Origin of the sequence: Ruminococcus sp., assembly GCF_017549005.1 — a bacterium.
GTDB lineage: Bacteria > Bacillota > Clostridia > Oscillospirales > Ruminococcaceae > Ruminococcus.
Genome location: NZ_JAFYYT010000038.1, coordinates 1 through 16,192 on the forward strand (window position 1 = coordinate 1; position 16,192 = coordinate 16,192).

Annotated in this window: 10 protein-coding genes; 6 read left to right on the plus strand and 4 right to left on the minus strand. The window is 43.3% G+C overall.

Annotated elements, in window-relative coordinates:
* A partial coding sequence (locus tag IKW96_RS09385; protein ID WP_296573652.1) for a glycoside hydrolase family 11 protein occupies positions 1–915 on the minus strand: 915 nt, incomplete at its 3' end.
* Positions 916–1,359: 444 nt separating this feature from the next.
* On the opposite strand from IKW96_RS09385, the gene IKW96_RS09390 reads away from it, so the two are divergent.
* From IKW96_RS09390 to IKW96_RS09400, 3 genes are all read left to right on the plus strand, one after another.
* Positions 1,360–4,644, plus strand: a complete 3,285-nt coding sequence (locus tag IKW96_RS09390; RefSeq protein WP_296573655.1) for a carbohydrate-binding domain-containing protein — start codon at positions 1,360–1,362, stop codon at positions 4,642–4,644.
* Between the two features lie 390 nt (positions 4,645–5,034).
* Complete coding sequence (locus IKW96_RS09395; protein WP_296573657.1) at positions 5,035–6,633, plus strand: hypothetical protein; 1,599 nt, start codon at positions 5,035–5,037, stop codon at positions 6,631–6,633.
* Positions 6,634–6,809: 176 nt separating this feature from the next.
* Complete coding sequence (locus IKW96_RS09400) at positions 6,810–7,451, plus strand: sortase (RefSeq protein WP_296573660.1); 642 nt, start codon at positions 6,810–6,812, stop codon at positions 7,449–7,451.
* 38 nt (positions 7,452–7,489) lie between these two features.
* Here IKW96_RS09400 and IKW96_RS09405 read toward each other — a convergent pair whose 3' ends face one another.
* The 3 genes from IKW96_RS09405 to lepB (IKW96_RS09415) are packed head-to-tail and all read right to left on the minus strand — an operon-like array spanning position 7,490 to position 9,955.
* On the minus strand, positions 7,490–8,557 hold the full coding sequence (locus tag IKW96_RS09405; protein WP_296573663.1) for a Cna B-type domain-containing protein: 1,068 nt from the start codon (positions 8,555–8,557) through the stop codon (positions 7,490–7,492).
* Positions 8,558–8,561: 4 nt separating this feature from the next.
* Positions 8,562–9,395 (minus strand): class C sortase, encoded by an 834-nt coding sequence (locus IKW96_RS09410; protein WP_296573668.1) that lies wholly within the window; start codon positions 9,393–9,395, stop codon positions 8,562–8,564.
* Positions 9,392–9,955, minus strand: coding sequence for a signal peptidase I (gene lepB / locus IKW96_RS09415; protein ID WP_296573671.1), 564 nt, complete (start codon positions 9,953–9,955; stop codon positions 9,392–9,394). The genes IKW96_RS09410 and lepB (IKW96_RS09415) overlap by 4 nt, the downstream gene beginning before the upstream one ends.
* A 503-nt stretch (positions 9,956–10,458) precedes the next feature.
* Here lepB (IKW96_RS09415) and IKW96_RS09420 point away from each other — a divergent pair.
* The 3 genes from IKW96_RS09420 to IKW96_RS09430 are packed head-to-tail and all read left to right on the plus strand — an operon-like array spanning position 10,459 to position 16,169.
* Complete coding sequence (locus tag IKW96_RS09420; RefSeq protein ID WP_296573673.1) at positions 10,459–10,821, plus strand: hypothetical protein; 363 nt, start codon at positions 10,459–10,461, stop codon at positions 10,819–10,821.
* Positions 10,822–10,827: 6 nt separating this feature from the next.
* On the plus strand, positions 10,828–11,400 hold the full coding sequence (gene lepB, locus IKW96_RS09425) for a signal peptidase I (protein WP_296573675.1): 573 nt from the start codon (positions 10,828–10,830) through the stop codon (positions 11,398–11,400).
* Between the two features lie 26 nt (positions 11,401–11,426).
* Entirely contained in the window at positions 11,427–16,169 is a 4,743-nt protein-coding gene (locus tag IKW96_RS09430; RefSeq protein WP_296573678.1) for a fibro-slime domain-containing protein, read from the plus strand.
* Positions 16,170–16,192: the final 23 nt, after the last annotated feature.

Below are 16,192 nucleotides of genomic sequence, written 5' to 3' on the forward strand. Positions count from 1 at the left end.
CATATCGAAGCCGCCTGCGCCGCCTTGACCGCCAAACTGACTCATATCGAAGCCGCCTGCGCCGCCCTGACCGCCAAACTGACTCATATCGAAGCCGCCTGCGCCGCCTTGACCGCCAAACTGACTCATATCGAAGCCGCCTGCGCCGCCCTGACCGCCGCCGGTCTGCTGACCCATCTGGTCGTCAGTTGCATTTGTGGTAACAGTAACACTCTTAACATTTGCTGAACCGTTTGATCTGTATCCCTCGATATTAAGGGATACTTCATAGAGAGTACCTGACATATCGAGTCCTGCCTGTGACCATGCGTCGAAGTGCTTGGATACGTCAATGGTGCCCTTCATGTAGTTGGTCTGATTGTTTGCCGAACCGCTTGTAGTTCTTATGCTCCAATACTGTGGAAAAGTAGATGTACCGTCGAGAGAGGGCTGATTGTAGCGCATTGTTTTGGCAATTTCATAGGTATTTCCGTTGAGGGTAACGTTACCTTTCCTCTCACCGTCGTTTCCGGGTGGTCTCCAGTCGCCCCAGCCTTCAACGATGTAATACTCCATGAGAGGGTTTCTTGTCCAGCCGTATACGCACATATAGGAGTTCCCGCGAGGGGTGTACTCTACGTCGTAAGTGAGGACGATGTTTCCGAAAGCCTTGTAGTTCTTTTTCTGACTGTCGAAATTCTTACCCATACGAGCCAGGAAGTTTTCAATATTGCTCCATGAACAGGTGAATGATCCTGCACCGGGGTTCATTGAAGCCTGCCCCTGACCGTTCTGGTTCCACATCTCATAGTCGTATCCGCCGACATTTCCGCGTGTCTGCTGATCGGCTGCAGAAGCGACAAACGGGATGCTTGATGCGACCATCAACGCTGAAACGGTGCCGCTGATGATCTTTTTGATTTTGGACGTTTTCACTAAAATCACTCCTTTGTTTTTGTCTGCAAAACTCATTGCAGCATTTTATTAAGAACGAATTTTAGTAGTCCCCCATAAATTAATAATATATCTGTCTATGCATATTCTATAGCATTTTACAGAACGATATCAAGTACATTCTTGCTATAAAAACATATGTGACTGGGCGTTTTTTGCTTTATATTATAATAATTAGCAGTTAAAGTGAAAAATCGAACATAATATTTGAAGGAGTATTTCTTTGCTCATGCTGTCAGTTTTTATTTTTATGGAGCCATAAAAAGCTTTCACTTATATTTCACAAGATGATAACGTTGTATTTATATCATTCACAATGTTTTTCAGCGCCAATTCAGTTTTGCAATGTATAATGAAAATGTAGAAAAAAAGCACATGAGGTGCATTATATTCAATTGGGGGATATAAAAAAGGAGAATGATAATTATGAAAAACCACGGCTTCAAAAAAATCTTTGCAGGACTTTCTGCTGTATGTCTTGCAGCTTCTTCACTTCCGGTCATCAGCTTTGCCGCGGAGAATGAAGTCTCTGCAATTGTCGGCGACGCAAACTGCGATGGCGGAGTTGATATGTCTGACGCAGTAATGATAATGCAGGCTCTTTCAAACCCTAACAAGTACGGCAGAGGCGGCACTGATAAGAACGCCATAACTGAGCAGGGTTGGAAAAATGCTGACTGCAACGGCGCAAACGACGGTGTTTCCAACAATGACGCACTTGCTATCCAGATGTACCTTCTTGGCAAGGGCGAACTCAGCAGCGGCAGGACCGATGATCCACAGCAGCCTGTTGCTGACGCAACAAAGATACACCTCAGGAACACATCTATCGAGGTTGAAGGTGAAAATGCAACAGTTTACGGTACGACCGTTACTATCACACATTCGGGCGAGTTCTACATCGACGGAACTCTTGACGACGGTCAGATAAACGTCAATATTCCCGACGAGACTGCCGATCCCGAAACTGTAAAGATTTTCCTTAACGGAGTAAATATCACAGGCAGGAGTGCTCCTGCTATTCTTGTCACAAATGCAGAGAATACCTCTGTCAATATAGTTGATGACACTGAGAACACTGTCACTGACGGTGATACAGCTTATGCAGGCGATTTTGCCAAGGCAGCCGTGATCGAAGCCAAGGATGACATGACCATAAAAGGCGGCGAAAAGGGTAACGGAATCCTCAATATCACAGCCAATACTCAGGACGCTGTTTCGTGTAACAACGACATCAAGATAAACGGCGGTACTATCAGTATCACAACAAGTAATTCCGAGACAAAGACCGACGGTATAAAGGCTAAGAAGTCTGTAACAATAAAGAGCGGTACTCTTGATATAGACGCTGCAGGCGACGGTATCAGGTCCACAAAGGACGCTGTTGCAGTTTCGGGCGGTATTACCCGAATAAAGGCAGGCAATGACGCTGTTCAGGCTGAGACATCTATCGACATCAGCGACGGCATACTCGTTGCAGGCGGCGACAGAGGTCTTACAGCAGTAACAGGCATCAATATCACAGGCGGTACTGTGATTGCTACTGCTACCGATAATCAGGCTGATGAAAAGCTTATGAGCGGTACTACACAGACCTCAGCTCTCCTCAACTGTATCGACGACGCTTCAAACGAGAAGGACGGCACATGGAAGAAGGACAACTCCATAGTCACAGGCAGTCTCGATGTGAAGTACACCAAGAAGTTCAAGTACGTTCTTATCAGCGACAAGTCCATAAACGGAGCAAAATCATGCAGCTTCAAGAACCTTTCCACAGGTGCGGCTGTAACTCATACCGACGGCAAGCAGACGCAGTTCCAGCTCAGTCTTGTAACGGTATTCGATAATGTTGATCCATCGGGCGCAGGCAGCGGAACGGCAGTTGAGCCTGTTACACCTTCCGACGGACTCACAATAATCCTTTCTGACTCGGGAATGATTACCAATGCGGCTTCGGAGGCGAAAGTCGAGAATAATGTCTGTACTATTTCCAAGCCCGGTATTTTCACAGTAACAGGTGAAATGACAGGCGGACAGATCGTTGTTGATGTTGACAAGACCGCATATCCGGACGGCGTCGTTGAGCTTGATCTCAGCGGAATGAGCCTTACGAATACCGAAACTTCGCCTATATACGTAGCTTCTATTGCGGACGAGGTCGTTATTGCTGCAAAGAACGGCACTGAAAATACGATCTCTGACGGTACGAACTACACGAATGCAGATAATGATACGGGAGCTATTTACTCTAAGGACGATATCAAGTTCAAGGGCAAGGGCAAGCTAACCGTAAACGGCAATGCTGCTGACGCTATCGTGGGCAAGGATGATATAAAAATATATAACGGCACACTGGTGGTAAACGCTGCTGACGACGGTATCCGCGGAAAGGACAGCGTTACCATTGGCAATACATCATCTGACGGCACAGAGACAGACTACTCATCGCTCTCTGTTACTGTAAAGACCAAAGCAGGCGACGGTATCAAGGCTACATCTACAGATGTTTCATCAACTGCAAAGCAGCTTGGACTTGTGACCATCAACGGCGGTACTGTTAATATTGATTCCTATGCAGACGGCATCTCCGCCGAGCAGTATTTCGTTATGAACGGCGGCGACCTGACTGTCAAGACCTATGAGGGCAGCTCCTTTACAGGAAGCGGTGCAGCTGCCGGCGGTCAGCAGGGAGGACAGCAGGGCGGCTTCGGCGGCAGACCGGGCGGCGGAGGCGGTTTCGGCGGCTTCGGTATGGACGGAAACTCCAACAAGACCGATATCTCGGCAAAGGGTATAAAGGCTGTAGGTCTTTATGACGAGGCAGGCACAACATGGCAGAGTGCAGGAGATATAGATATCAACGGCGGTAAAATTACTATTGATTCTTCCGATGATTGTATACACTGCGGCGGCAGCATGAATCTCACAGGCGGCGAGCTTAAACTTTCCTCTGCTGACGACGGCGCACACGCAGACCATGACCTTACTATCGGCACGAAGAACAGCGGAAAATACGACGATATCGTTGTATATGTTGAAAAGTGCTATGAGGGTATCGAAGCTCAGAAGATCTACCAGAACAGCGGTTCTGTCATCGTTAACTCAACTGACGACGGCTTCAATGCAGCAGGCGGCAGCGACGGTTCGGGCATGGGTAATCCGGGTATGCCCTGGGGACAAGGCGGCGGTGGTTTCGGAGGCGGCGGCTTCGGCGGCGGTAATTCCGCAAACTACCTTATGCAGTTCAACGGCGGTTTTGCTATAGTAAATGCTGCGAACGGCGACCATGACGGTTATGATTCCAACGGTAATATCGAGATAAACGGCGGATATATCGTATCAAACGGCAACGAGCCCTTTGACTGCGGCGACGGCGGCAGCACTATCACCGTAAAGGGCGGAACATGGGTATCCAACTGTCCTTCCGGCGGCATGAGCATGGGCGGCAGTGAGATGACAGCTTCCGTAACGGCTTCGTCCAGTGTCAGCGCTAATACAAGGCTTTCACTTGTTGGCAGCGACGGAAAGGTCATAGTTTCGTTTATAGTTGACAAGGCAGTCAGCCAGCTCAAGGCAGGAGGCACAAATACATCCGGAGCTTCCTTCTATACAGGCGGAACTCTCAGCGGTTCGACCTACTTCCAGCAGCTTGACCAGACGCAGCTTGCTGCATATGGCGGTACGCTGACAGGCGGAACTTCCGTTAAGTGATAATAATTGCGGTCAATGTAAATATAAAACAGCCATAGGGAAGCTTACGCTTCTCTATGGCTGTTTTTTGCTTGTTATTATCATTTTACTGTGCTGCAGTCATTTGTCACAAAGGAAATGACAAATGTCATTCTGATAGTGACAAATGACATCTTATAAAGTTCGCATGATTGTGATAATATATGATCATACCAAACATAACAGGTTCAGACCCGAAGGCGCCCGGGCAAGCCAATTAAGAATACCCTTATGATTTTTCTTATTTGTTTCATTTCCTTTATATGAAAAACACTGACAGAAGCATTCATGCTATAGCAAACACTATCAGGTGTACACAGAACAATACCAACCCAAAACTTATTTATTTCTTTTTAGAAAAGGAGGATCATTATGACAAACAATGAACAGGCTTATACAGTCGGCTGCCCGAATCCCTACAGTGTTGCGGAAACAGTTGCGGGCAAAAGCATTAACTGGACAACCAAGAAGGACGTAATCGATACAATGGCTGAATGCTTCGGAATAACAAAGGAAGGCTACATTAGCAGTGATTCGCCTCTGCAGTCACCATATGACGGCGTGGATGCGAATGGCAATGCCTGCTGTCTTTCCGAAGAAGAAGCAGAAAAGCGTCTGACAGCATTCCTTGAAAAGTACGCAAGACCCGAAAAGAGAAGAACTACAAAGCTGAACGCTCCGATGACAGCTGCCAGAACAGCAACTGCGAAGAAGCCCGATTCATCGACTTCACAGGAACTTACACAGGCTGAAAAGCGCAAGCGTGCAGTCAGCGTCCTGCTGATGAAAAAAGCGGCAGGAATACCAAAGGCAACATTAGCTAAAGCTGCAAAGTCACTAAACAAAGTTGATAAAAATGACGGTCCTCATACACCTTCGGGAATGCAATGGCGTGATAAGGGTTATTTTTTCAATGAGATAGCTATGTGGAGCGATGTTTGCCAGAACAGTATCGGCGACTGCTATTTTCTTGCGGCGCTCTGCTCGGTAGCATATGTCAATCCGTTCTATATACAGAATAAGACTGCAATGCGATATATAAGTTCAGGCAGGAACACAGGCTCCAAGCAACCTAACACACCATGGCATTCTATCGATTTCTACGTTCCGGGTTCAGGCGCTGAATCAACAGCGTCATGGAGCGATAAGAAAAAGAGTATCCAGCATATCGTTGTTTCGGAAGAAGTTCTCGTCAATACTTCAACAGGCTTTAATTACGGTGCCTGCGGTGCTAAGGAAAAAGATATCAGAACGTATGGAAAGCGTATCACAGGAACAAAGGAAAGCTGGGATTCCTGTTGGGCAGCCGTATACGAAAAGGCATATGCCAAGTTCCTTGAAAGGACTTCAACTGATCGCCCTAATATGTTCTCAGGTACAAAGACAGATGACAAAAATGGTATTGTTTCCGGACTTATCAGAAGCGGCAGTCCCGAAGATGCATTAAAGGAGATCATGCATACAGAACTTGTAACCACAAAAACGCTTTCCAAAATGACTATAAATGAAATATGGAATATCGCACTTGCCGCAAATAAGCATCCAACGTGCTGTTCCATCTATTCAAATACTGTGAAGGACAGCAAAGGCAAAGAGATCATACGAGCAAAAGCGGGAGACAAAAATTATTATGAAAATACATTGGGATTGTCTGTAAATCATGCGTATTCGATACTTGGCGTAATGGATTATGACAAAAAGAGATATATTGTTATTCGCAATCCTCATGGCATAAACCTGCCGGATCTCAAAAAAAATCCCAATGTTTACCATAAAAACTGGGGATACAGCTTTATCAATCATGAAGATAACGAGTTCCATAACGACTGGTTATCAGTTTACAGATGTGTCAGCGGAACCGATGATCCCCTGACATCGGGCGGACTTTTCCTGCTGGAGGTAAACGAATTCAAGCGCGTATTCGATAGTATTGTATATTATACAGGTTCATCTTTTGAAAACTATCTCTGATATCATAACCGGAGAGAGGTTTATACTTATATTAAATATTCAGATCCCTCCGATCAGAATTGGGGGGATCTAAATATTGGAAGACAAGATAAACAATACACTATATTATATTGACAACAGCACGCAATAGTGATATAATCTGCTTGTAAAACAATAAATGTGTCAGGAAAAACATAATGAAAGCAATAAAAAGGATATTTATACTGAGCGGCTCGGTTCTGCTTCTTGCGGCAATTTCGCTTTGCATATACAATATATTGCAGGACAGAACTGCAAACAAACGCTCTCAGGAGGTCTTATCGGAGCTTAAACAGCTTATTCCCGAGACCTCCGCCAACAGTAACATGAGCACAGGCAATCCTGCCGATGACATATATGCTCCTTATGAGCAGGAAGCTTCATCGGCAAATACAAAACCTGAACCTATAGCTCTGAACGGGCAGAAATACTGCGGAGTCATCTCGCTCCCTACACTTGATATCGAGCTCCCCGTATGTGACAGCTGCAACTATGATGACCTGAATATTTCCCCTTGTCGTTTCAGCGGAAGCGCTTCCGGAAACGATCTTATCATCGCAGCTCATAATTTCAGCAGCCATTTCGGACATATCGGTGATCTCAGCGCAGGAGACGATATAATATTCACCGATTCGGGCGGAAAAGTCTATAATTATCATGTGGAGGAGATAAGAGCTATCGACGGCTCTGATTCTGAGGGAATGATAAGCGGAAAAAGCACCGACTGGGATATCACTCTTTTCACCTGTAACCTCAGCGGACAGGCAAGGGTCGCAGTCAGAGGCTGCAAAACGCAATAAAACATCTTCAGTAACGTAATACTGAAGATGTTTTTTTGTTATTCCTTATCTTCTTTTTTGCTTTTTATGAGCGAGCCCAGCGAGATGAGCAGTATCCCTCCTGCGCCGAGGGGGAGTACAGGCCACCACAGCTGTCCCGTTTGTACCAGCGGCGGAAGTTTTACCGTAGTGACAGGCGGTTTTGTGACGGCTGTAATTGTTGTTGCAGTTGCAGTAGTAGATGTTTTCGTAGTCTGTCCGATATCAGTTGAAGTTGAAGTCACAGTTGTCGTGCCTGTTGAAACTGTGGTCGTTGCAGGCGTCGTATCTTTCTGCTTGTAGCTGTTTTTTATGAGATACTGAGTGCTGTTGAAGTCGATTATTACATCATAATCAACGGGGATATCACGCTCGACAACGTGCCAGTCGTTTATCGGTTCGAGGTCTTTCCACTGGTGGATCCAGTTGTTTTCCTCATTCAGTACAACCGTATCGTAAAGCTCCTCATTCCGGAAGAGGTCAACGGTAACGTATGTGGGGTGTGCTATGCTTTCGGGAGTATCATTTATCCAGACCTTTTTAACGGTGTACGAACCGACGCTGCCGCCAAGGGTTGCATATGAGAACTTGGGATATACGTCGTAGCTGAACGAAACGTCGGTATCATCAGCTTCAAGGAGCAGGGAGGAGGGAACATAGTAGGTATTTCCAACCCTGAGGATACGTCCCACAGCAAGGTAGATACCGCTGCTTAGTCCGCTGAACCTGAGTTTGCCGTTTTTGTCGGTCTCACCTTTTCCGATGGGAGCCAATCCGTCCGCAACCGCATAGCTTTCAAGAGTTTTTGACTTCTGAGCAACATTTTCCTCTGTAATTTCATTGAAATCAATGGGGTACGAAGCGAAATCCCCCGAAAGAGCAAAGCCGCTGTCAGTACGAACTCCTACCCTGTAAAGCTTCCATTTCATGCCTGTCAGGATAGTGCTGTCCTTTCGGCAGATAAGGGTTATGGAACGGTTGTTTTCAGTATCGCATATGCCCGAAAAAGGCATGAGCATAAGAATAACAAGAAATACTGAAAAAACACACGAAGAAAATCCAAGGAGCTTTTTACGCGTTTTTAGCATGACATCACCTCTTTTTGCGGTCTTTTATCCTGCCGGATATTATCCAGTAGAGTATCAGAAGTATGATAACAGGAATGACTATGAACGGGAGCACTTTTATTTCGTCCACAGGCACGGCGTCTGCCGTGACCTTTACTGTGTGGGGCTGCTCGCTCTCTATCCTGTGTGCTCTTACAAGGAGCCTGTGAGTATTTATCCCGTAAGGAGTGCAGGTCATCAGAGTAACGCAGTCCATATCGGGTATCGGTGCGAGTTTGTCCATTTCATGGGGAAGCACCGTATTTATTTCATCGACCTCATATTCCAGCACCTCGTCAAGGACAGTGATACTGAAAGTATCGTTTTCCGTGAGTTTGTCGATATCAGTAAACAGCTTTGCGGACGGAAGTCCCCGATGTGCGGATATTACCGAATGGCGTCCCTTTCCGCCGATCGGCAGAGCTGTTCCTTCGATGTGTCCCACAGCAATATTGAGCACCTCGGGGCTGGTTCCGTGATATATGGGAAGATACGCATTTATCTTGGGGATATCTATATATCCCATTATTCCCGTACCTGTAATATCAAGAGCCTGTTCGTAGCCCTTTATCTTTTTATAGTCGCTGAGAGGAGCGGAAAGTGCCGCAAGCTCGTTGTTGTACTTCTCAGCTCTTTCAAGGAGCATATCCTTGACCGAATTGTCCATATCGCTTACAGTCTGATCGTAAACAGCGATAGCTCTCGACTGCTTGCCCGAGTTCCACCAGTTGCTGAACGAGGGATAGAGCATTATGCACAGACCTATTGCAAAGACGGCAAAAAGTGCGATATTGATAAGCAAACTGCGCCTGTTCTTCATTTTATCTTACCCATTGAGCCAAAAGGCGTTACTGCGAAATATACTTTTCCGATGATGTTTTCTTCCGCCACACAGCCAACAGCTGTTGAACGGCTGTCCACGGAGATTTCTCTTTCATCGCCCATAACGAAGTATCTGCTGTCGGGAACTGTAAACGGAAACGAAATATCACATTCGCCCAGGGATTTTTTGCTTATATACGGTTCATCCAGCTTTTTCCCGTTAAGCTCAACACTTCCGTCGCCGCTAATATCTATAATGTCGTCTGAGACTGCGACAACTCGTTTTATAAGCACCTTTTTGTTGTGGTAGAAAGCGATAATGTCGCCTTTTTTTATGTCCGTAGACTTATTGCAGAGGACTGTCTGTCCCTTCGACAGTGTCGGCTCCATGCCGCTGCCCGTTACTCTGAAAACGGGAAAAATGAAGTTGCAGACAAGTACGATAACAGCTGCGGCAGTAACAATGGAACATATCGTGCTGAAAAGAGCTTTTGCAAAGGCGTTTCTGAGGCTTTTCGGCTCCGTATTCTGTTCGGTAGTATTTTTTTCATCCATCATCTGACACAGCCTTTCAATTTTACATTTGGTAATATTACTGCGAGTTAATACATTTTTTTATTTCTTGTTACATAAAGAGATCGGAATAATTTAAATCAATGCACAGTTCTATGTATATATTATACTTTCAAAGCTTTGGGCAAGTCAATCAAAAATTGTGAACAAACTTTGCAAAGTGCCTAATTTCGGCATTGATAACAATGCGAAAGATTTTATTTGGGCAAATCGCCAAATCGTTTCAAAATTAATAACAAAGGATTAACGAGATGTTAATGCCACTCCTGATAGTATAATATTGTAAAGTTGTTCATTCTGTATAAAAAGTGTGCCTGTTTCCTGTAGTTAAAGCACACAAAGGAGTTTGTGAATATTGGTGCTTTATGACAAAAAACGTTTATCACTTGTTAATAAAATATAAATTCTATTGACTATTTATTATAACGAATGGTATAATATAACTACATAGAATTCTTATATAACTTAGCTTTCAATGGAGTAAAAACATGACTGATAAAGAGTTTAAACACCTGAAAAGGAACGATCTGATATATATAATATATGAATATCAAAAAAAACAGGAGGAGCTCACTAAGGAGATCGAAGAGCTCCGACAAAAGCTCAGCGATAAGGAGCTGAAAATAAGCAATGCAGGCTCTCTTGCAGAGGTTGCTGCAAGACTCAGCGGGCTTTTTGAAGCAGCGCAGAAAACAGCAGACGATTATATGTCGCAGCTTGAGTTTGCAGCTTCCGCTGAAGCTGAGAAAAAAGCAGAGGAAATCATAAAAAAAGCGGAAAAACGGGCTGAAGAGATCATTTCTGAAGCCGAAAAGAAAGCTTCCGCTGTAAATACTATCGAAAAAGGATAATGGATTATGTCAGTAAGAAGAAAAGCTCCCGAAACTATGCCTTCGGTCGGACAGGTCGAAGCGGAGCTTAAAAATATCAATTACAGGAAAAAGTTCAGAAGCACCTTGTTCAGCACAGTTTCCGTGCTTATTGTTGTGGCTGCTGTGGCAGTACTGGTATCTACGCTGTTCTTCCCGGTCGTTCAGGTTGCAGGAAGCAGTATGGAGCCTACTTTAAAAGAAGGAGATATACTCGTACTTGTAAAGTCGGACAAGGTGACATACGGAGAGATGTGCTGCGTTTCATGGCAGAATAAGTCGCTGCTGAAGCGCGTTATCGGTCTTTCAGGGGACATAATAGATATGGACGCCGACGGAAACGTCTTTGTCAACGGAGAGCTCCTCAACGAGCCTTATGTCGAGGAAAAGGAGCTCGGAAGATGTGAAATAGAATTTCCTTACCAGGTGCCCGAAGATAAGATCTTTATACTCGGCGATCAGCGCGAAAGCTCTGTGGACAGCAGAAGTTCGGCGATAGGCTGCGTAGGGAAAGACCAGATAGTAGGAAGGGTGCTTTTTAAGGTCTGGTCAAAGAAATAATCGCGGAAAGGGGAACGGTGAAATAGATGAAAAACTATTTCGACAGTTTTTATGAGATAATTCATAAAAACAGTGTTAAGCGACGGCGTATGGTTTCGCTGCTGCTTGTATTGTCAGTATTTGTTTCATCGGGAGTCCTCTGGGAGCTCCGCGATACGGTAATCACTATGGTGAACGAACCGCTGTGCGGCTTAGAAGAGCATGAGCATACTGATGAATGCTACGAATACAGGCTTGTTTGCGGACTTGAGGAAAACGAGGAGCATACTCATACGGACGAGTGCTGGGAGAAAGTCCTTGTTTGCGGGGATGACGAGCATTTGCACACAATGCTTTGTTATGACGAAAATGAGGAGATGTTCGAGATCAGCAATGATCCGGAAAGCGAATTCGACGACGAATATTATGCAATCAGCAATGTTCCTTCGAGAAAAGTTTATGACCAAGCTGAGGAAGATATATTTACTGATTTACCTATGCTTGCACTTGACAACGAGATAAGGCCATTGGATAACGATACAGGTGAGAGGAGAATCGAGGATAGTGATAATCCGACGCCTATCCAGACCATAGACAACATTGCAGAAGGTATCAAATTTACGCTGTTTGATTATGGCAACAGCGAACTTGAAGGTCCTGCAAATAATTATAATCTAAGTACTAAGAATGACTCAAATGGAAATCCGGTATCCGACCATTACAACATAATATATAACGGAATCAATACAGACAGAAATTATAATGACGATATTCTGTTTTTTGCTTATGGTACTCCGCCTCCGCATGGTGAAGCAACGGGTAATTACCTAGATGATAATGGAAATCAGATACCTACTTATCGTCCTGGTACTCACGATAAGAACTATTACTCAGGCGATTACAATATTGATTCATATCAATCAGGCAACAGACCAATTCAGAAGATAGTAAAAAATAAGCTTGGAGATGACGGCTATCCTGTAATGAATAATAATGCTGCCCACAGTCTCGATTATCTTTTCAAGCCAAATTATCTTGATGCTGCCGACTACAAGACAACCTATACTGATGTCAATCACTTTCTGAAAGAAGTAACACAAAACGGTGTTAGACACCTTGTTTATGACAGTAACGAGAATTATGCATATTTTGACACAGATTCCCACAATTTTACCATATATAACGGAACATATCATATCATAAACGATGATCATCACAGAAAAAACGATGAAAACCTGATAAAAGATAATCCTGTAACATACCCTTCAGATAACGGATATGAAATGGGAATAGGTTTTTTCCCGTTCAATGAGTATGATACAAGAAAAAGAGATCCTAACTGGGACGGAAATCGTTTTTATCAGGCGAATGCAGAAACCTACGGTAGTGGATTCAATCACCATTTCGGAATGACAATGGAAACTAAATTCATTAATACACCTACTAATAATCAACCTATAGTTTTCAGATACAGCGGTGATGATGATATGTGGGTATTCGTTGACGGTGTTCTTGTTCTTGATATCGGCGGTATCCATGAACCTGCTGAAGGTCTTATCGATTTTACTAACGGTTATGTCTGGGTGCAGGATAATGCACCTGAAAACACAGAAAGTAAATCAAAGGCTGAGTTGATCGATACGTATAAGGTCTTTGCAAGCTTTGATTCTTCGATACTTCCTAAAGGCTGGAATGAAGCAGGAAATAAATGGATAGTGAAACCTATCAGTGATTTCTTTAATGCTGCTGGGGAAACATGGAACTCAGGAAATGGTGCGCTCCATGATATCAAAATGTTTTATCTTGAGCGAGGCGGATGTTACTCAAACCTTGCAATCGATATGAACCTTCCAACACTTAAATCTCTGACAGTTACCAAAGAGGTCGATTATCAGGATCACCTTGTAAAAGGACTTTACGAGGATTACAGATATCGCTTCCAGGTATGGGAAAAGGTTAGAATAGGTGATACCGACCAGTATGAATGGGTGCAGCCAAGTGATTTCGATAATCACGGAGAGTTTACTCTGAAAGAGGGCGAAAGAAAGACTTTTGAACACCTTGATCAGAACAGAGTATTCAAGGTAGTTGAAGTCGGAGTCGTTCCATCTGAAAATGCTTCGGCTATACCGCTTGACCCAAATACTTTCTCTGAGGTCACTATTAAAACTGTCAAAAATCCAAATCCTGCCGCCGGATCAACGCCTATCATCAACGGCAGTGTGTCAAGTACAGAAGAAGCGTTGAGCGAGGTCCAGAGTTATACATTCAACAATCAGATCAAACAAGAAACTACGGATATTTCCATAAAAAAGACATGGGATCCGCAATTGGCTGACAATGATCCATTAAATAACTTCACATTAAAGTATAAGATATTGCGTACAGATACTGTAAATGGTGAAGTTAAGCAAGTTGCACTTTGGGTTCCTGATCCGAATGATCCTACAAAAGAGATAAAAAGCCGTAACTTCTCACTTACTCCAGCTGAATGGAGCAACGGCAAAACAATAACGGGACTTCTTGAACAGTATGGTAATCATTATTATACTTACCGCATAGAAGAGATCAATGTACCTGCCGGTTATAAGGCTTCATACAGCGTTGATGATAACAATAATTTTGTAATAAAAAACACAAACTTAAGCAAAACAGATATTTATGTCGAGAAGAAGTGGGAAAACTGCACCGATGCAGGCATGAAAGTCAAGGTCAGGCTCACAAGATCAATGATTGGCTATACAGAAAGCACTAAAACAAGTCTTACAGTCAACATCCTTGATGAAGGCGGAAATCATATAAAAACATATGATACAAATGGAGTATATGCAGGCGGAAGCGCAGAATTAACATATACCCTTCCCGAAGGTGTGGAAATTTACCACGGTGACATTAAGTATCCACAAAAACAGATCGGAAGCGGTACACCAATTCCAATTTCAAATCAGAACGGTCTCGATGACCAACTTTTTGTAAAGTTTGAAGAAGATGAAGGAATACTTGTTGTTCAGAATCTTGCTGATGAAGCTAATACCGTAACATTTAAGGTCACATCTGATAATGCAAAGGACAGCTTGCTTCTTCTTCACCACTCTTTCACGAGAGGTACAAACGGTTGGGTAACCAATACGCTTTCTCCTACATATGAAGTTTTAGATAATGACGGTCATGTAGTTGAGGTTAAAACTAAAGTAACACCAAGCAGTAATTCTGATTATGCCAAAGGCGACGGATTGATCGTTCAGGGCAGAACAAATGCATGGAACGGCGCAAAATTAATGCTTGACCCTGCAAAGTTCAAAGCTAACAAGACCTATACATTCAGTGTATATATACTAAGTCCACAAGATGACGTTTATAAAATGACATTCAATAATGGTCTTGGTGATGATGAACCTCTAAAACTATTAGGCAGCACCGCACAGTCATTGCCTATTTCTTCAGAAGACGGATGGACTCAGCTTACGGGTACAATTAAATTGACGGATAAAATTGACCCATACAATATGTATCTATTGATTGAAACTTTGCCTCAAAATAATGATTATACAGCTTCTGTGCTCAGAGGTGGAACTTATTTCCGTATGGATGAATTTACTGCAATTGAAGGAGAGCGAACTGTTACTGTCTCACCGCAAACGACAAGCAGTCAGGGCGGTGTTGTTACAATAAGCGGAGCGACTACAGTAAGTACTTCAACAAACAATATACAGGTATATTATACTAATTTCAGTGAAGGCATGGATAATTGGTCATTGAATGATTATGATATGGAGCATAATCCAGCCAATGCAACGCGGCTTCAAGATAAAGATAATAATTTTTACTATATTAGAGTAGCAGAAAGAAATGCAACAAACGATGGCATAAAAATGAGCGTTCCTTTTCTTCAAAAAGGTCATACTTACAGATTTGAAGCCAAAGTACAGGGTGATGGTCAAAACAGTTCAGAAGATATTAAACTATCTATAGACTTGCAAGGCGGTAGTAATAATGATGAAAGATTTAGACCGATAGGTGCTACTAATATTGCTCATGATGGGGAGAATTACTGGGTTCAGAATACCTTTTCAAGTAATTTTACTATTCCTGATTATGCTGATACTTCAAAAATGTATATTTATTTTGAGACTCCATATGCGGAGCAAGGAGGGCAAAATGGAAACTTTAGAGTAAATGAGGTTCGGATTACAGATATTACAACTATTACAACTACGTCAATAACTCCTGTTTCAGGTAATAAAGACGGCTACAAAATAGAAAACGGTCAATACGTATCAAACTTCAGCAATTACGCCGTCAATCTTGAAAACAATTCCGTAACACAGCCAATAAACATTGCAGATACAGGATACGAACCTGATAACAGCTTTACTGCAAGAGAAGTAATTCTTAAAGCAGACAATTCATGGAAGTATCATTGGCAGAATTATGATTCAACTTTATCAAATTATATGCCTACAGAAGATGCCAATACCCTGTATAAATATCATATAGAAGAGATAAGTTTGATTGATTCCGAAAATCATGAGTATTTAATAAGCGAAAATTCTACGACTCATGATTTAATGAGCAGTGATGGGAATTATCTCGTGACCTACAGCGGAAATGATATTGCGAATAACACATCAAACACCCCGATACTTGTGACAAACAAGTACATATGGTACACGCTTCCCACGACGGGAGGACAAGGCACAACGAGTATATACATACTCGGAAGTATATTGACAGCAATTGGATTATTCAGCGGATCCGCCTTGTACAGGCGTAAAAGGAGGCGAGTGTGAAATGGCTTCCTGATAACTGAAAA